The sequence below is a fragment of the Saccharothrix texasensis genome, from assembly GCF_003752005.1.
Taxonomy (GTDB): Bacteria; Actinomycetota; Actinomycetes; order Mycobacteriales; family Pseudonocardiaceae; genus Actinosynnema; species Actinosynnema texasense.
Window position 1 is genome coordinate 957,850 of sequence record NZ_RJKM01000001.1, and the last position, 17,165, is coordinate 975,014.

Sequence of the window (17,165 nt, forward strand, 5' to 3'; positions counted from 1 at the left end):
GCCGAGTGATGTGGGGCGTTGCGAAGAAACTGCAGGAGCGGTCGTCATGGTGAAACTGAAGGACGGCTCGACGGCGAAGAGCCGTACGAGGAAGGTCGCCGCGGTTGCAGCCGCGGTTGCGGTGGTCGCCGGGGTGGTCACCTCGGCGGCACCGGCCACCGCCGCCGATTACCCCACCAGTTCGTTCGCGATCTCGTATGGAGCGAGTTACTACAACGGCACAGTCACCTGGTACGACCGGTCGGTCGGCGTGACCGGGACGTTGAAGGCCGTCGGTTGCCTCCGGGCGAACGCGGCCGTGTGGGTGGGCGGCACCAGGCTGGACCCCGAGAGGACCAGTCTCTGGTGCGACAGAACCGGGACGACGGGTCTTTCCCTTGGAGCCAACGTTGCCGGTGGGGCCGACAGGGTCGACATCTGGCTCGCCGACTCGTCCGGAGATCCCCTCGCCGGAGTCACCTGCTACCCCACCTCGAGCTTCTGCCTCTGACGCCCGTGGAATTCCAGTGGTACGTGTAGCGGAATCCCGCTACACGCGCAGAACACACCTTGGCAATGACCCGAAGATACAATCCAGGAGCCTGATGATGAAGAAGAAGACAACCAAGGCGAAAACGTCCTTCGCCACTGCCTTGATCGCCGCGATGCTTGCCGTGCTGGGAATGCTCACAACCCCTGCGGTTGGTTCAGCGAGTACGTCGGAAGCGGCTTATCCGGTCAGTTCGTTCCGCCTGCCCTATGGCGCGAGCCTTCTCGCCGGCGAGATCACCTGGTACGACCGCAGCGTTCACATCACGGGCTCCGTCAAAGCGGTCTCCACCGGAAAGACGGCCTGGTTCCTGGGCGAGTCCCCTAACTGCCTGGTGGGTCCGGAAACGCGGACGGCGTCAGTCGGCGAGACTCGGGGATTCCTTGTCGACATTCCCTGCAACTATCCTGGCGGGATCACCATCGTCTACGTCAGGATGTATGACGTTCAGGGCAACTACTTGCGCGGCGACATCTGCACCAGGAACGGTTGCGTGCATCAAGATTAGCCTGGCCTGAGGGACGAGGCCCCTGGACGTCAAGGGAACGGTTGCGCGAAGCCGCGAAGCACGCGGATCCGGTCGGCCGGACCGCACTGGCGCTCCAGCGAGGTCTCTCGCGATCTTGTCTGCTCGGTAACGCGTACGTGAACCTCGTGCCTCACGAGGTTCACGTACGCGTTACCGCCGGGCGGGCCGTCGATGCCGGGAGGTTGGCCGCGAACCGGCGGTGGCCGGGCTCTGGCCTGCGGGCGGACGTGAGCCCCTGGTGGGGACAGATCTGCCGGGATCATGTTCCGTCGACCAGGGGCTCACGATGGTCGCCTATTCCGCCACGCTCGATGTCCCCCGTCACCTGGTGGAGTTCCCGGCTCGACTGTCGGCCGCCCACCGCCCACCGTCGGGTGATCGGCACTCCGTCCGGCAGTCGCGCGCCGGGGCCGTTCCGTCAGGCCGTGCCGGTCCTGCGCTGGTTCCGCGACTTCGAGGCGGGCCACCGGGAGCTGGAGGCGCTGCCGTCGCCGCCGGAGCTGCGGCGGTTCCTGCGCGGTGTCCGGGCGTGGCCGGGTGGCGGGTTCGAGTGGCACAGCACCAACCCGCGTTACCGGACCTGACGTCCCGGCGGAGGCGGGGGAACAGTCCGGTGCGGGCGTCGCCGGCCCTGGGCGGGTGGCGCGGGTGGGCCTGGAACAATCGCCTCCCTACCAAGGAGGCTGTGTCAGGTGAGTGTCCACCACCAGGAGGTGCCGTCGTTGCTGGAGCGGGTCGCCGCGACGATGTCGGGGGCGATCGGCCGGGTCCGCGAGGACCTGGCGGGCGCGGACCCGGTGGTGCGACGATCGGAGCGAGCCGACTTCCAGTGCAACGCGCCCCTGGCGTTGGCCAAGCGCGTCGGCGTCAGGCCGGCCGACCTCGCGGCGGACGTCGTGGCCCGGCTGGACGTCGAGGGTGACGCGGTGATCGCGTCCGTGGAGCCGTCCGGGCCGGGTTTCCTGAACGTGACCGTGACCGGTGGGGCGATCTGGGACCAGGTCGCCGCCCGCCTGGCGGACGCGCGTCTCGGTGTCGGCGCGACCGAGGAGGGCCGCCGGGTGGTGGTCGACTACTCCGCGCCCAACATCGCCAAGGAGATGCACGTCGGGCACCTGCGCACGACGATCATCGGGGACAGCCTGGCGCGGGTGGCCGGGTTCCTGGGCGCGGACGTGCTGCGGCAGAACCACCTGGGCGACTTCGGGACGCAGTTCGGGATGCTGATCCAGTACCTCGACGAGCACCCGGACGCCGCGTGGCACCAGGACGAGCTGGCCGGGGGCGCCTCGGCGGTGTCCGCTCTGGACGGCCTGTACCGGTCGGCGCGGGCGGAGTTCGACGCCGACCCGGGGTTCGCCGACCGGTCCCGTGCGCGGGTGGTCGCCCTGCAGGCCGGCGACCCGCGCACGGTCGCGGTCTGGCAGGACATCGTCGCCGAGTCCGAGCGGTCGTTCAGCGCGATCTACGACCGGTTGACCGTGCTGCTCACGCCCGAGGACTCGGTCGGCGAGTCGTTCTACAACCCGATGCTGGCCGACACCGTCGAGGAGCTGGTGGACGCGGGGCTGGCGGTGGAGAGCGACGGGGCGCTCGTCTTCTACTCGCGGGAGGTGACCGGGCCGGAGGGCAAGCCGGTCACCCTGATGGTCCGCAAGCGCGACGGCGGGTACGGCTACGACACCACCGACCTGGCCACGATCCGCTACCGGCTGCGCGAGCTCAAGGCCAACCGGTTGATCTACGTGACCGACTCGCGGCAGGCGCTGCACTTCCAGCTGGTGTTCGAGGCGGCCCGGCGCGCCGGGTGGCTGACCGACGGCGTCACCGCCGAGCACGCCGCCTACGGCACGATCCTGGGTCCGGACGGGACGCCGTTCAAGACGCGGGCGGGTGGCACGGTGCGCCTGATGGACCTGCTCGACGACGCGGTGTCGCGGGCGCGGGCGGCCGTCACGGAGAAGAACCCCGGCCTCGACCCGGTCGAGCTCGACCGGATCGCGGAGTCGGCGGGCATCGCCGCGGTCAAGTACGCCGACCTGTCGACGTCGCGGGTGAAGGACTACTCCTTCGACGTCGACCGGATGGTGTCGTTGACCGGCAACACCGGGGTCTACCTGCAGTACGCCCACGCCCGGATCAGTTCGATCCTGCGCCACGCGGGCGATCCGGGGACGGCGGTCGACCGCACCGTCGCGCCGGAACCCGCCGAGCGGGAGCTGGGCCTGGCGCTGGACGCCTACGGCGCGGTGGTGACGGAGGTGGGCGCCACCCTCGAACCGCACCGGCTCTGCGGCTACCTCTACGACCTGGCCCGCGCGTTCACCTCCTTCTACGAGAACTGCCCGGTCCTCAAGGCGGAGGAGCCCGTGCGGGGCAACCGGCTGGCCCTGTGCCGCCTGACCGCCCGCACCCTGGGCCACGGCCTGGGCCTGCTGGGCATCACCGCGCCCGAACGGATGTAGTCCGCCCCCGGTGGTCCTCCGCCGGTGACCGCGGGGTCCTCGCGGTCACCGGCGGAGGTCCGGGTGCAGGTCGGTCCGGAGGCGGTCGAGCCACCGCGCGGCGAGGCGGCGGCCGTCGGGGAACTGGTCGTCGCGGTCCCAGCGCCACGCGGTGATCATCGCGAGCACGAGGGTCCGGCACTGGCGCAGCAGGTCGTGGTCGATGCCCGGGTAGTGGTCGGCGACCGCGTCGGGCGCGTGGGCGAGGTCGAACTCGACCGGCCCGCGGCAGCACGTCTCCAGGTCCACGAACAGCGGGCCGTGCCCGGTGGTGACGAGGTTGCCGGGGTGCGGTTCGCCGTGCAGCACCTGGTCGGGCGCGGCGCGCTCGCCGATCGACCGGCGCAGGCCGGCCAAGGCGTCGGCGAGGAGTCGGCGGTCCTCCTCGACGAGCGCCGGCGTGTGCTCGCGGCTCGCCACGAGCCGTCGGGCCTGCTCGACCCGGTCGGTGAAGTGGGGTGTGGCGAGGTCGACGTCGCGCATGCCGGCGTGCAGCCGTGCGAGCGCGTGGGCGTAGTCGGCGGGTGGGACGTCGTCGCTCGTGGTGGGTTCGTAGTAGGTCCACAGGGTGATCGCGAAGCCGTCGCGCTCGTGGACCTGCGGCGGCACCCTGGGGTCGAGGGCGGCGACCGGGCTGCCGGAGGCGGCGAGTCGTCGGGCGAGGTCGATCTCGAACCGGGCGACGTGCGGCTCCCCCGGTGCGACCCGGGCCAGCGCGTCGCACGGCAGCAGGCGCAGGGTGAGCTTGTTCGAGTCGTGCAGCACGGCCACGTCGTCGACCGCCAGGTCCAGCGCGGTGGCCGTGGCGACGGCCGCGGCCACCGCGCGCTGGGCGTCGGGTGCTCTCATCGTCCCTCTTCGCGGGTCAGGTCGTGCGGGTGAGGACCAGCGCCTCCCACGGCCGCAGGTCGACCCGGCCGGGCGAGAGCAGCGCCTGTTCGGGGTTGTTGGTCAGGACGATGTCGGCGGCGGTCCACTCGCGGTCCAGTTCGGCGGTCTGCGGTGTGCCGCCGAGGTTCGCCACGACGAGCAGGCGGGTGTCGTCCAGGGTGCGTTCGTAGGCGTAGACGTGCGGGTGGTCGGGCAGGAGCATGCGGAAGTCGCCGAGGGCGACGACGGGCAGGTCGTGGCGCAGCCCGATGAGCGCGCGGTAGTGGTTGAAGACGGAGTGCGGGTCGTCGTACTGGGCTTCGGCGTTGAGCCAGGTGTGGTTGGGGTTCACCGCCAGCCACGGCTCGCCGGTGGTGAAACCGGCGTGGGGGGTGGCGTCCCACTGCACGGGGGTGCGGGCGTTGTCGCGGCCCATGGCGCGCAGGCCGCGCAGCACCGACTCGGGGTGGGCGCCGGCGGCGACGGCCTGGCGGTAGTGGTTGAGCGATTCGACGTCGCGCATCTCGTGCACGCCGGCGAACGGCGCGTTGGTCATCCCCAGCTCTTCGCCCTGGTAGACGTACGGCGTGCCCCGGTGCAGGTGCAGCACGGTCGCCAGGGCCGTCGCCGAGTTGCGCCAGTGCTCGCCGTCGTCGCCGAAGCGCGACACCACGCGGGGTTGGTCGTGGTTGTTCCAGTAGAGGCTGTTCCAGCCCACCTCGGCCAGCGCGGTCTGCCAGCGGCCCAGCGACGCCTTCAGGTCGCGCAGGTCCAGCGGTTTCGGGTCGAACTTGCCGCCGGGTCCGTGGTCGAGCGAGACGTGCTCGAACTGGAACACCATGTCCAGCTCGCCGCGCGCCGGGTCGGTGAACAGCCGGGCCTGCTCCCACGTGACGCCGGGCATCTCCCCCACGGTCAGGAACTCGCCGACCCGGCCCCCGAACACCTCGCGGTTCATCTCGCGCAGGAAGTCGTGCACGCCGGGGCGGGTCGCGACGTGCGGGAACCCGTCGCCGAGCCCGCCGACGCCGGTGGTGGAGCCGTCGGGCAGGTCGGGGTCCTTGGAGATGAGGTTGATCACGTCCATCCGGAAGCCGTCCACGCCCCGGTCCAGCCACCAGCGCATCATCGCGTGCACCGCCTGCCGCACCTGCGGGTTCTCCCAGTTCAGGTCGGGCTGCTTGCGGTCGAACAGGTGCAGGTAGTACTCCCCCGTCGTCTCGTCCAGGGTCCAGCTGGGGCCGGAGAAGAACGATCCCCAGTTGGTCGGCTCCGCGCCCGGCAGGCCCGCTTCGAAGCCGGCGCGCGGCGGACGCCACCAGTACCAGTCCCGCTTCGGGTTGTCGGTGGACGAGCGGGACTCCACGAACCACGGGTGCTCGTCGGAGGTGTGGTTGACCACCAGGTCCATCACCAGCTTCATCCCGCGCGCGTGGACCTGGGCCAGCAGCGCGTCGAAGTCCTCCAGGGTGCCGAAGGAGGGGTCGATCGCCTGGTAGTCGGAGATGTCGTAGCCGTTGTCGGCCTGCGGGGAGGCGTAGACCGGCGACAGCCAGATCACGTCCACGCCGAGCCGTTGCAGGTGCTCCAGCCGGGAGGCGAGCCCCGCCAGGTCGCCGACGCCGTCACCGTCGGAGTCGGCGAAGCTGCGCGGGTAAACCTGGTACACCACCGCCGAGGTCCACCACGGAGCCGCGGTCGGGGTCGTCGCCGCAGGCCGGTCCAGAGCCATGTTCATCCTCACCTGGTTCGTCGGACGTGGTCCCAGTCCATCATCACCCGCGTCGCGCCGCACCCGACACCGCGGACGCCCTTCGGTCCGCACGCGCCGACCGCCTACCGGTCGGTCCTGTGTGGACACGCCGGCGCTGGTGGTGTCCACGGGGGTCGGCGCGCACGGGCAGGACGAGACGCTGGTGCTGCCGTTGACCGCGGGCACGCGGGGGCACGCACGGCGGCTGAGCCCGTTGTGGAGCTTCGACCAGCCGTACGCGTCGTTCGTGGACCTGATCACGGCCGGTGGCGGGTGGACGGGGTCGGCGACGCGGAGACGGCGCCGGCGCACGCCCGCACGGTGCGACCCGACCTCGTGCCCAGCGACGACCGCTGACGCCGGTCAGGCGGGCAGGCCCGCGGAGCGGTGCGCGGGCACGCGGAGCAGCGTGATGACGGTGTGGGTGCGCACCCGGAACCCCAACGACTCGTACAGGCCGATCGCGGCGGTGTTGGTGGCGGCGGCGTGCATCAGCGCCTGCTCGCCGCGGGCCCGGATCCCCGCCGCGACGGCGAGCACCAGCCGGGTCGCCAGGCCTTGGCCGCGGTGCGCGGGATCGGTGCACACGGCGCTGATCTCCGTCCAACCCGGCGGGCGCATGCGTTCGCCGGCCATCGCGACCAGCGCCCCGTCCCGCCGGATGCCCAGGTAGGCGCCCAGTTCCACGGTCCGCCGCCGGAAAGGCCCCGGCTGGGTGCGCTCCACCAGGTCCAGCATCTCCGGCACGTCCACCGGGCCGAGCCGGACCGCCTCGGCGTCCTCGGCGACCCGCACCCCGTCCTCGACCAGCTGCGCCACGTCGAACCGCTCGACCCGCACCCAGCCGGCGGGCGGCGCGAGCGGCGACATGACGGGCACGACGGCGTCCGGTCCGGCGAGCGCGGCCAGGTCGGCCCACACCCGCTCGTCCGGCCGGTCGGGCAGCGCCACGAACGGCGCCACGTCCTGCGGGTAGCGCAGCACCCGCCCGTGCCGTTCGGCGAAGCGGGCGTGCGGCCCGGTCAACGACGCCCAGGCCGGGTTGTCCAACGGCGAGGTCATGCGCGGTACCCCCAGTAGTTCGCGACCGGTCGGATCATCCGTTCCGACGGCCCCGCCTGTCCACCTCGTCGCTGCCCCGCCCGAGTGCGCCGGTCGTGCGTCACCACGACCAACGCCCCCGGGTAGTCCGCCAACGCCCGGTCCAGGTCCTCGACCAGGCCCGGCGACAGGTGGTTGGTCGGCTCGTCGAGCAGCAGCAGCTCCGGCGCGGACGCCGGCGTGGCGGCCGGCGCGAGCCGTGACCGCTCACCGCCCGACAACGGGTCCAGGGTCTGGGCCAGGTAGTCGCTCCCGGCCAGGAGGGTGGACTTGCCGGAACCGTCTCCCGGTCCCGGCGGGCATCGCCGAGCGGAGGCGCGGTCGCGGAGCGGGGCTCTGCGCGATCGCCGGATCGGTGATCACAGGAAGTACAAAATCGCCCGGCATTCTAGCCGTTCTGACCGGCGAGGAGCCAGGTGATCGTCGACACAGCGGTATTCCACTTCGCCCAGCGGTTTGAGTCGTATAGACTCAAACTATGTTCACCAGGGACGAAGCGCTCGAACGAGTCGAACGAGCCGGCTCCCCCGCCGACCTGTTCGGCCCCGCCGACCCCGACCCGACCCGCCGCAAAGAAGCACAACGCCTCCACCACGCCCTCGCCGCCGTCCTGCACCCCGACCGCGTCGGCCCGCACGACACCAGAGCACACTCCGCCACCGCCGAACTCAACCGACTGCACCACCAATGGCTGCACGGAACACCGGTCGAACTCCACACCGACCACGCCACCTACCGGCTCACCGCACGCCACGCCGTCGGCAGCGTCACCAACCTCTACCGCACCGACGGACCCCACGTGGTCAAAGTCGTCCGCAACCCCGCGCTCAACCCACTCCTCAACGCCGAATGGGACGCACTGCGCAGACTCGCCCGCTTCACCGACCACCACCACTGGCTCCGGCCCTACTACCCCCACCTCCTCGACACCTCCGGCCACGTGACCCGCGGATCACGCGCCTTCACCGTCCTCGCACCCCTGATCGACGGCTTCGTCACCCTCGCCGACATCCGCCGCGCCTTCCCCCACGGCCTCGACGGCCGCGACTACGCCTGGATGCACCGCCGACTCCTGCGAGCCATCGCCGGCGCCCACCGCACCGGCCTCGTGCACGGCGCCATCGTCGCCGAGAACGTGCTCATCCACCCCGAACAACACGGCCTCGTCCTCGCCGGCTGGACCTTCGCCGTCACCACCGGCGAACGCCCCCTCGCCACCGACAAGACCATCCCCTACCCACCCGAAGTCCACAGCGGACAACCCGTCACCACCGCCACCGACGTCCACCAAGCCCACACGCTGATGCTGGACCTCCTGGCACCCGACGAAACCGCCCAACGCCGCTTCGCCCGCGGCTGCACCCAGCACGACCCCACCCGACGACCGGACGCCACCGACCTCCTCACCGAGTACGACGACCTCCTCCAAGACCTCTACGGCGAACGGACCTTCCGCCCGTTCGCACTACCCCCGACAGGAGCCTGACATGGGACACGGCAAGTGGGACGACAACGCCTACGCGGCAGCCAAGACCTTCCGCGCCGCCAAGGGCATCGACGACTTCGGCTACACCGCCACCATGCGGTCACGCCCCGCCAAGGAGTGGAAGGCCGACCCGACCCTCGACCCCAAGAACGTCGACGCGCGCGAATGCCGCGACTCACCCGACCACGCCGACTCCACCCCCATCGCCGTCCTCTTCGACGTCACCGGCTCGATGGGCCGCGTGCCCCAGATCATGCAGCGCAAGCTCGGCAAGCTGCACGGCCTGCTGCAGCGCAAGGGCTACCTCACCGACCCCCAACTGATGTTCGGCGGCATCGGCGACGCCGACAGCGACCGCGTGCCACTGCAGATCGGCCAGTTCGAATCCGACAACCGGATGGACGAACAACTGCGCACCATCTTCCTCGAAGGCAACGGCGGCGGCCAGAAGAGCGAGTCCTACGAACTCGCCGCCTACTTCGTCGCCCGCCACGTCACCACCGACGCGTGGCAGAAGCGCGGCCGCAAGGGCTACCTCTTCCTCATCGGCGACGAGCTCAACAAGCCCCGCCTCGAAGCACGCCACATCCGCCGCATCATCGGCGACGACATCAAGGAGGACATCGACCCCGCCTCGGTCTACCGCGAACTCAGCCGCAAGTGGCACGTCTACTTCGTGCTCCCCAACCAGTCCTCCTACTACCACGACCAGGACATCGCCGACCACTGGCGCGACCTCCTCGGCCAGCGCTTCCTCAAGCTCGACGACCCCGGCGCCGTCTGCGAGCTCATCGCCGCCACCATCGGCATGGAAGAACGCGTCGTCGACCTCGACCAAGCCATGGTCGACCTCGCCGAGATCGGCTCGATCGCCGAGAGCAAGGCCGTCGGCAAGGCCCTCGTCCACGTCGGCGGGCACACCGTCGCCACCACCGCCGCTCCCCCGCAGCTGGACGGCCCCGACGACGTCACCCTCACCTGATGGACGGGCACGTCATCGTCGTCGGCCTCGGCTTCGGCGACGAGGGCAAGGGCGCCGTCGTCGACGCCCTCTGCCACCACACCCCGACCACCGCGGTCGTCCGCTTCAACGGCGGCGCGCAAGCCGCCCACAACGTCGTCCGCGGAAACCGGCACCACACCTTCAGCCAGTTCGGGTCCGGCACGCTCGCGGGCGTGCCGACCCACCTCTCCCTACACGTCCTCGTCGAACCCATCGCCCTCGCCGGCGAATCACGCGACCTGACCGCACTCGGCGTCACCGACCCGCTGAGACTGCTGTCCATCGACGCCGACGCCCTCCTCACCACCCCCTTCCACATCGCCGCCAACCGTGCCCGCGAGGACGCTCGCGGGCACGCCCGGCACGGCTCCTGCGGCAAGGGGATCGGCGAAACCACCTGGTACAGCCTGCTCACCGGCGCCACACCAGGCGACGTGGTCGAGAACCACCAGGTCATCGGCACCCCCGGCCCACCACCCACCGTCGGCGACTGCGCCCACCCCACGGTGCTGCGGACCAAGCTCGACACCCTGGCCCGCTTCTACGAGCCGCTCATCGGCGACGGACCACCGGTGGACGACCTCGTCTCCCTCTACCGCGACTTCGCCGACGCGGTCCGCATCACCACCGGCGACGAAGTCGGCCGCCTCGCCGACCGCGGCCGCCTCGTGTTCGAAGGCGCCCAGGGCGTGCTCCTCGACCAGTGGCGCGGCTTCCACCCCCACACCACCTGGTCCACCGTCACCCCCGACAACGCGCGGACCCTGCTGGGACACCGCCACGCCACCGTCCTCGGCGTCACCCGCACCTACCAGACCCGGCACGGCGCCGGACCGCTCCCCACCGAGGACGACCACGTGCTCACCCGGTTCCCCGAACGCCACAACGGCACCGGCCACTACCAGGGCTCGTGGCGCGCCGGACACCTCGACGCCGTGCTGCTGCGCTACGCGGTGGACGCGTGCGGCGGCGTCGACGCCCTGGCCGTCACCCACCTCGACGCACGTGACCTCCACGTCGCCACCGCCTACGACGCCCCCCTGCCGACCAGCGACCTGACCACGTTCCTGCACCACCGCACACCCACGCTCACCCCCATGCCCGACCCCGTGACGTGGCTCGCCGACCACCTCGACGTGCCGGTGCTCGTCACCGGCGCCGGACCCGACCTGGCGGACTACACCGTGCGGGCGCCGGCGCTCCGCTGATGCGCGAGAATCACACCATGATCGAGTCGACCCCGGTGTCGGTGGACGTGCTGGCCCTGCGCTTCGACCCCACCGCCCGCACCGTGCTCCTCGGCATCGCGCCACGCGCGCTCGAACCGTTCGCCGGCGTCCTCGCCCTGCCCGGAGTGCTGCTGGGCAAGGGCGAACGGCTGCGCGACGCGGCGCGACGCGCGGTCACCGGCAAGCTCGGCGTGCCGGAGGCGGCCATCTCCGCCTCCGGCCAGCTGACCACCTTCGACGAACCGTCCCGCGACCCGCGCGGCCCGACGCTGTCCATCGCCCTGTGGGCCACCGTCGACCCCGCCGGGCTCACCGGCGACGGCCCGACCTGGACACCGCTGGCCGACGTGCCGCCGCTCGCGTTCGACCACGACCGCATCGTCCACGACTGCCGCCCGATCCTCGCCGGGCACCTCTGGCGGGACGCCGCCTTCACCGCCGGCCTCCTGGGCCGCGAGTTCACCACCGCCCAGGCGCTCGACGTCACCGAGTCCCTGACCGGCGACCGGCCCTACCCCGCCAACCTGGGCCGGATCATGGAACGCGTGCCCGGCCTGGAACGCACCACGCACCACGCCGCCGCGTTGCCCAAGGGCGGTCGACCTCCTTCCGTCTGGCGCTGGGTTTCGTAGCCGCACGGGTCGGGTCGCAACTTGTTTTGGTCAGCACTGAAGCTATCGTGATGAAAGAAGAGGTCTCGGCGGTCACCCGAACGGGTACTCCCCGGCCGTCCCATCCGATCAAGGAGGCCGAGATGCACCCGCTCCCCATCCCGTTCATGCCGTGGGCCTGGCGCAACGTCGGCGAACTGCTCCACGGGCGCGACACCTACTCCCCCGAGGCCGACGAGGCGACCGGGTCCGCCGACCGCCAGGACCGCCCGGACATCGGTCTGCTCGGGTACGAGGTGGAGGCGCTCGACGGCGGGATCGGCGAGGTCGACCAGTCCAACGCCCGCGTGCCCGCCGACTGCCTGCTGGTCGACGCGGGCACGTGGTCGTCCCACCTGAAGGTCGTGCTGCCGGTCGGCGCGGTGGCGAGGGTCGACCACGACGCCAAGAAGGTCTTCGTGGACCGCACCAAGGACCAGGTGCGGCAGGCGCCGGAGTACGACGCGGACACGTTCGACGCGGACGACTACCGGCAACGCCTCGGCGACTACTACACCGAGAGCTACCGGACCACGCCCGCCTAGCGCGCTCCCCCACCCGATGACGTTGTGCCCGGCGGATCACCGCCGGGCACAACGCGTTCTACCGGTCGTCGCCGGAAGAGGTCAGGTGCCGCTCCCTCGTGGCCTCCTGCGAGCGCCTGATCCGCTCGCGCTGCCGTTGGCCCAACGGGAGGACCACGAACACCATCAACAGCGAGATCACCACCAGAGGCGACCCGCCGAGCAGCCCCGCCGCGCCCTCGTCGGCGAACCCGAGCACCATCACCACCAAGCCCAGCAAGCAGAGCAGCGCGAACACCACGCGCATCGTCTTCACCGGGAACGGCGTGGCCAGCACCGCGTCGACCTGGTCCACCAGCGGTCGGGCGAGCCGCGGGTCCTCGACCGACTCGCCCCGGCGCATGGCGCGGGTCACCGCGCGCCGCCGGCCGCGGTCCAAGCCGCGTAACGCCGTGGACCCCAGGCTCCGCCGCAACACCACGGCCAGCACGGTGCCGCCCAGCACACCCATGACCAGGCCGACCCACACGTTGTCGCGCAGCAAGCCCTGCGAGACACCGAACACCGCGCCGGCCAACAACCCGCCCAAGACCACCTTGCCGTACGACATCCGCTGCGCCACCGCATCCTCCCCCGAGATCGCCTGCCGTCCGCGTACCCGTTCGGGCCGGGCGTCGAACGTCCCGGAGGAGGACCGGTGGCGAGGTGCTAGGCGCCCAGCTCCATGATCCGGACCGCCACCTCGGCCGGGGCTTCCAGCGGCAGCATGTGGCCCGCGTTCTCGACCACCACCGACTCCCCTCCGACCGCCGCGGCCAGTGCCTTGGCGTTCGACTCGGGCACCAGGCGGTCCTCGTCGCCGACGACCGCGATCACCGGGCGCTCACCCGCGACGGACAACGCGGCCTCCCGGTCGTAGCGGTCGACCGCCGGCCGGAACAAGGCGATGGTCTCCGGCCAGTGCGCCCACACCATGTCCGCGGTGAGGTCCACGTCCTCGTCGCGCGGTTCGTCGCCGAACAGCCACCACCGCAACCCGGCCGTCTTCGCGGGCTCGATCTTCTCCCGCACCGCCCGCACCAGCGGCCCGAACGCGCGTTCCAGCTCACGCACCAGCTTGCCCAACGCCTTGGGCCAGGCCAGCGACGTCTCCGCCAACCCGGTGGCGGCGGTCGAGAGGAACACCACGCCCGCGACCCGCTGCCGGTAGAGGCGGGGACGGCGCTCGGCCATCGCCATCGCCGCCATGCCGCCCATCGAGTGCCCCACCAGGACGACCCGCCCTTCGGGGACCAGCCGTTCGACCAGCTCGCCCAGGTCGTCGCCGAGCTGCTCGATCGTCGCGGTCTCCTTGTCGGCGGGCGAGGACGCGCCGTGGCCGCGGTGGTCGTAGGCGATCACCCCCGCGGACGCCGGCAGCGCCGCCACTACCCGGTGCCAGCTGCGGTGGTCCAACGCGTAGCCGTGGGCGAGCACCACGGTCAACTCGGCGTCGGGCGGGCCGCTGCGTGCCACGTTCAGCTCCGTGCCGTCCTCCAGCCGCAACCGTTCGGTCGCCATGGCCGCTGCCCCTTCCGTCGTCGGACGTCGACTTGACCAACGAGTAACAACGGCGGACGTCACGCGCGACGGACGTCACGACCAGCCGGGTTGCCGCAACAGCGCCAGCCGCCGGTCCAGCAGGGTGGCGAAGTCGTGCGGGCGGCCGACGACCAGTTCGACGGGGGGCCCGGCGGTGGCGGCGACCACGACCACCTCACCGCCCGGGGCGTCCCGCGTGCCGGCCACCCGGACGTCGGTGATCTCGCGCAGCGGCAGCTCGCCACCGGAGACGTCCGGGGTGGACGGTCCGGTGCCCACGTGCCAGCGCAACGAGTCGCCGTCGAAGTTCGCGTGGGCGAGCACGAGGTGCCCCGTGGCGTTGCGCACCTGCCGGGACGCGCTGCGCACGCCGAGCGTGGTGCCGGCGATCGCGCCGCCCGCCGCGTCCAGCAGCACCGCCTTCGCCCTGGTCACCAGCACGGCCGCGACCGCCGTCGCCGCCACCGCGGGCAGGGCGGGCAGCGCGTTCCGGGTGAGCGCCCCGATCCCGATCGCCTGCGCCGCGCCCGCGTACAGGACCAGCCCGGCCCACCACCCCGGCCGGTGCACGTAGACCCGGCGCGCCAGGAACAGCACCGGCGTCACGACGCCGATCACCAGCAGGGCGCAGCCCGGCACGACCAGCCCCGACCAGCGGGTCGCCAGTGCGACGACCAGGCTCACCGCCGGCGGGGCGAGGAAGCCGAGCAGCAACGACGGCCGGGCGCGCGACCACCGCCGCTCGAACTCCGCGCGCACCGAGTCGTGCACGCCGAACGGCACCCGCACCCCGCACCACCTCCCGAGATCAGCGTGGCGTCACCGATTCCCACGCTTTCCGGCACGCACGGTAACGATCGGCGGCCGGGCGCGCGAGATCAGCTCGACGTCTCGGGAGGCCCCGCCGACCCGCGCCGGGGTGAACCGGCGGTCATCGCCGGGTCGCGGCGGGCCGCAGGGAGTGCCGCAGCAGTGCCACCGCCGCCGGGATCTCGGTGTCGCCGATGTTGCCGTACCCGAGCACGAGGGCGCGGCCCGGCGACTCCCCCGCGCGGTAGTCGTCCAGGTCCGCCAGGCGCAGGCCGGCGGACGCGGCGGCCTGGACGGTGCGGCGCGTGTCGGTGTCCTCCGGCAGGTGCAGCAGGACGTGCAGGCCGGCCGCGGTGCCGGCGGGGCGGCCCTGCGGCACTTCGGCGGCCAGGGTGTCGAGCAGCAGGTCGCGGCGGGTGCGGAAGCGGCGGCGGGCGGCGCGGAGGTGGGCGTCGTACCAGCCGCGGTCGATGAAGGTGGACAGCGCGAGCTGGTCCAGGACCGGTGGGGCGACGGCGACCGGGTTCGCGGTGCGCAGCGCCGTGAGCGTCGCGGCGGGCGCGACGAGCCAGCCCAGGCCGAGGGCCGGTGAGAGGGTCTTGCTGACCGTGCCGAGGAGGAAGACCCGGCCGGGGTCCATGCCCTGCATGACGGCGACCGGGTGGTGGTCGTAGCGGAACTCGGCGTCGTAGTCGTCCTCGATGACGAAGCCGTCGACCTCGCGGGCCCAGCGCACCAGCTGTGCCCGGCGCGCCGGTGACAGCACCGTGCCGGTCGGGAACTGGTGCGCCGCGCCGACCACGACCGCCCGTGCCGGTGTGCGGGCCAGGTCGTCCACCTGGAGGCCGTCGTGGTCCACCGGCACGGGGTGCACGCGCAGGCCGGCGCTCGCCGCGGCGGCACGCAGCCGCGGCCAGCCCGGGTGTTCGACGGCCACGTCCCCGATGCCCTGGGCGTGCAGCGCGCGGCACGTGCGGACCAGGCCGTCGGTGACGCCGGCGCACACGAAGACGGACGTGGCGTCGGCGTCCGCGCCGCGTGAGCGCCGCAGGTACTCCGCGAGCGTGGTGCGCAGCGCCGGGTGCCCGGCCGGGTCGGGGATGTCGAGGTCGTAGTGGACGGCCGAGCCGATGACGGCCCGGACCGCGTCCGCCCACCGACGGCGCGGGAACGCGCGCAGGTCCGGCAGACCGGGCGCCAGGTCGTACCGGATCGGCGGCCGGGGCGGGGCGCCCTGCGCGCGAGGGCGCGGAGGTTCCGTCACTGGCGACCACGAGACGCGCGTGGCCGAACCCACCCGCGCGGTCAGGTAGCCCTCCGCGACGAGCTGCCCGTACGCCTCCGTGACGACCCAGCGGGAGCAGCCGAGGTCCTCGGCCAGTGCCCGGCTCGGCGGCACGGCGGCGCCCTCCGCCAGCCGGCCGTCCCGGATCGCGGCGCGCAGCGCCCGCGCCAGGCGATCGTGCAGGCGGCCGCGCCCACCGACCTCCAGGAGCGTGGCCCACGCGAAATTGGTCTGGGAAACCGTCACGGGATTGGAGGGTAGTGCCGTGCCGCATCCGCCTACCGTGGCGGTCATGGTTGAGAAGTTGGCTCTTGGGGCCATGTTGTTCGGCACGGCCACCGACGAGCGGCGGTCGTTCGAGATCCTGGACCGCTTCGTGGACGCCGGCGGCGTCTGGATCGACACCGCGAACTGCTACTCGTTCTGGGAGGACGCGAGCGGGTTCGGCGGGCAGAGCGAGGCGGTGCTCGGGCGGTGGCTGGCGAGCCGCCCCGGTGTCCGCGACCGCGTCCGGATCAGCACCAAGGTGGGGTGCGAGCCGACCGAGGCCGGCCGGTTCCCGGAGACGGCCGAAGGGCTGTCGGCCGGTGTCGTCAAGAACGGGGTCGAGGGCAGCCTGCGCCGGCTGGGCACGGACCACGTGGAGCTGTACTGGGCGCACAAGCCCGACCCGGTGACACCGCTGGAGGAGACGGTCGCGGCCTTCGACGAGCTGGTGTCCGCCGGCGTGGTCGGCCGTCTCGGCTGCTCGAACTACCCCGTCTGGCAGGTGGAACGGGCACGGCAGATCGCGCGGGCCGACGGCCGGGTCGGCTACACGGCGGTGCAGCAGCACCACACGTACCTGCAACCGCGTCCCGGGACGCGGCCCACCGTGGTGCACCGGTTCGGCGCGGTGAGCGACGAGGTGATCCACTACCTGGAGCACCACCCGGACATGGCGTTGTGGTCCTACACGCCGTTGCTCAGCGGCCGGTACACCCGTGCCGACAAACCGCTGCCCGCCGAGTACGACCACCCCGGCACCACCAACCGCCTGGCCGTGCTGGACGAGGTCGCCGCCGAGACCGGCACGAACCGCAACCAGGTCGTCCTCGCATGGCTGACCGGCGGCAGCACCGACGTCACGCCGATCGTCGGCGTCAGCCGGGTCGAGCAGCTCGACGACGCGTTCGCCGGGGTGTCGCTCGACCTGACCGCCGACCAGCGCCGACGCCTGGACGAGGCGGCATGAGGGCCGGGTTCGCCGGAGGGGGGTCCGGCGAACCCGGCCTTCACCCGCCACCTGGGCCGCGCTGCTGCGCGTGGTCG

At 72.2% G+C, this 17,165-nt stretch carries 17 protein-coding genes and 1 pseudogene; 10 read left to right on the forward strand and 8 right to left on the reverse strand.

Annotated elements, in window-relative coordinates; all coding sequences use genetic code 11:
* Nucleotides 1-46 precede the first annotated feature (46 nt).
* The 4 genes from EDD40_RS03905 to argS all read left to right on the forward strand — a co-directional run bounded on the left by EDD40_RS03905 (nucleotide 47) and on the right by argS (nucleotide 3,523).
* Entirely contained in the window at nucleotides 47-490 is a 444-nt protein-coding gene (locus tag EDD40_RS03905; RefSeq protein WP_123741687.1) for a hypothetical protein, read from the forward strand.
* A gap of 94 nt (nucleotides 491-584) precedes the next feature.
* Nucleotides 585-1,037, forward strand: a complete 453-nt coding sequence (locus EDD40_RS03910; RefSeq protein WP_246037390.1) for a hypothetical protein — start codon at nucleotides 585-587, stop codon at nucleotides 1,035-1,037.
* A 446-nt stretch (nucleotides 1,038-1,483) separates the two neighbouring features.
* Nucleotides 1,484-1,642 (forward strand): hypothetical protein, encoded by a 159-nt coding sequence (locus EDD40_RS41370; protein ID WP_425471124.1) that lies wholly within the window; start codon nucleotides 1,484-1,486, stop codon nucleotides 1,640-1,642.
* 108 nt (nucleotides 1,643-1,750) lie between these two features.
* Nucleotides 1,751-3,523 (forward strand): arginine--tRNA ligase, encoded by a 1,773-nt coding sequence (gene argS, locus EDD40_RS03920; RefSeq protein ID WP_246037391.1) that lies wholly within the window; start codon nucleotides 1,751-1,753, stop codon nucleotides 3,521-3,523.
* 45 nt (nucleotides 3,524-3,568) lie between these two features.
* On the opposite strand, the gene EDD40_RS03925 is transcribed toward argS, so the two are convergent.
* The 4 genes and pseudogenes from EDD40_RS03925 to EDD40_RS44740 all read right to left on the reverse strand — a co-directional run.
* Nucleotides 3,569-4,411: a phosphotransferase gene (locus EDD40_RS03925; RefSeq protein WP_123741688.1), complete on the reverse strand. Its 843-nt coding sequence runs from the start codon at nucleotides 4,409-4,411 to the stop codon at nucleotides 3,569-3,571.
* A gap of 16 nt (nucleotides 4,412-4,427) precedes the next feature.
* On the reverse strand, nucleotides 4,428-6,164 hold the full coding sequence (locus EDD40_RS03930) for a glycoside hydrolase family 13 protein (RefSeq protein WP_123747736.1): 1,737 nt from the start codon (nucleotides 6,162-6,164) through the stop codon (nucleotides 4,428-4,430).
* Between the two features lie 384 nt (nucleotides 6,165-6,548).
* Nucleotides 6,549-7,247: a GNAT family N-acetyltransferase gene (locus EDD40_RS03935; protein ID WP_123741689.1), complete on the reverse strand. Its 699-nt coding sequence runs from the start codon at nucleotides 7,245-7,247 to the stop codon at nucleotides 6,549-6,551.
* A gap of 89 nt (nucleotides 7,248-7,336) precedes the next feature.
* Nucleotides 7,337-7,516: pseudogene (locus tag EDD40_RS44740) on the reverse strand (tylosin resistance protein TlrC); the annotation flags it as partial.
* Nucleotides 7,517-7,764: 248 nt separating this feature from the next.
* Here EDD40_RS44740 and EDD40_RS03945 point away from each other — a divergent pair.
* The 5 genes from EDD40_RS03945 (at nucleotide 7,765) to EDD40_RS03965 (ending at nucleotide 12,199) form a co-directional block, all read left to right on the forward strand.
* On the forward strand, nucleotides 7,765-8,772 hold the full coding sequence (locus EDD40_RS03945) for a protein kinase family protein (protein ID WP_123741690.1): 1,008 nt from the start codon (nucleotides 7,765-7,767) through the stop codon (nucleotides 8,770-8,772).
* 1 nt (nucleotide 8,773) lies between these two features.
* Entirely contained in the window at nucleotides 8,774-9,754 is a 981-nt protein-coding gene (locus EDD40_RS03950; protein WP_123741691.1) for a hypothetical protein, read from the forward strand.
* The gene (locus EDD40_RS03955; protein ID WP_123741692.1) at nucleotides 9,754-10,983 is read left to right on the forward strand and encodes an adenylosuccinate synthetase; all 1,230 of its coding nucleotides are present in this window, start codon (nucleotides 9,754-9,756) and stop codon (nucleotides 10,981-10,983) included. Before EDD40_RS03950 ends, EDD40_RS03955 begins: the two co-directional genes overlap by 1 nt.
* Before the next feature lie 17 nt (nucleotides 10,984-11,000).
* Nucleotides 11,001-11,636 (forward strand): NUDIX hydrolase, encoded by a 636-nt coding sequence (locus tag EDD40_RS03960; RefSeq protein ID WP_123747737.1) that lies wholly within the window; start codon nucleotides 11,001-11,003, stop codon nucleotides 11,634-11,636.
* 122 nt (nucleotides 11,637-11,758) lie between these two features.
* On the forward strand, nucleotides 11,759-12,199 hold the full coding sequence (locus EDD40_RS03965) for a PRC-barrel domain containing protein (protein WP_123741693.1): 441 nt from the start codon (nucleotides 11,759-11,761) through the stop codon (nucleotides 12,197-12,199).
* Nucleotides 12,200-12,257: 58 nt separating this feature from the next.
* Here EDD40_RS03965 and EDD40_RS03970 read toward each other — a convergent pair whose 3' ends face one another.
* The 4 genes from EDD40_RS03970 to pdxR form a co-directional block, all read right to left on the reverse strand.
* Nucleotides 12,258-12,800 carry a hypothetical protein gene (locus EDD40_RS03970; protein ID WP_123741694.1) on the reverse strand — a complete coding sequence of 181 codons (543 nt, stop codon included), beginning with the start codon at nucleotides 12,798-12,800 and terminating at the stop codon, nucleotides 12,258-12,260.
* Between the two features lie 86 nt (nucleotides 12,801-12,886).
* Nucleotides 12,887-13,738 carry an alpha/beta fold hydrolase gene (locus tag EDD40_RS03975; RefSeq protein ID WP_123741695.1) on the reverse strand — a complete coding sequence of 284 codons (852 nt, stop codon included), beginning with the start codon at nucleotides 13,736-13,738 and terminating at the stop codon, nucleotides 12,887-12,889.
* Nucleotides 13,739-13,813: 75 nt separating this feature from the next.
* Nucleotides 13,814-14,548: a hypothetical protein gene (locus EDD40_RS03980; protein WP_123741696.1), complete on the reverse strand. Its 735-nt coding sequence runs from the start codon at nucleotides 14,546-14,548 to the stop codon at nucleotides 13,814-13,816.
* Between the two features lie 142 nt (nucleotides 14,549-14,690).
* A complete protein-coding gene (gene pdxR / locus EDD40_RS03985) occupies nucleotides 14,691-16,100 on the reverse strand; it encodes a MocR-like pyridoxine biosynthesis transcription factor PdxR (RefSeq protein ID WP_246037392.1) in 1,410 nt (469 codons plus the stop codon).
* A 46-nt stretch (nucleotides 16,101-16,146) separates the two neighbouring features.
* On the opposite strand from pdxR, the gene EDD40_RS03990 reads away from it, so the two are divergent.
* Entirely contained in the window at nucleotides 16,147-17,088 is a 942-nt protein-coding gene (locus EDD40_RS03990) for an aldo/keto reductase (RefSeq protein ID WP_170184935.1), read from the forward strand.
* Nucleotides 17,089-17,165 lie beyond the last annotated feature (77 nt).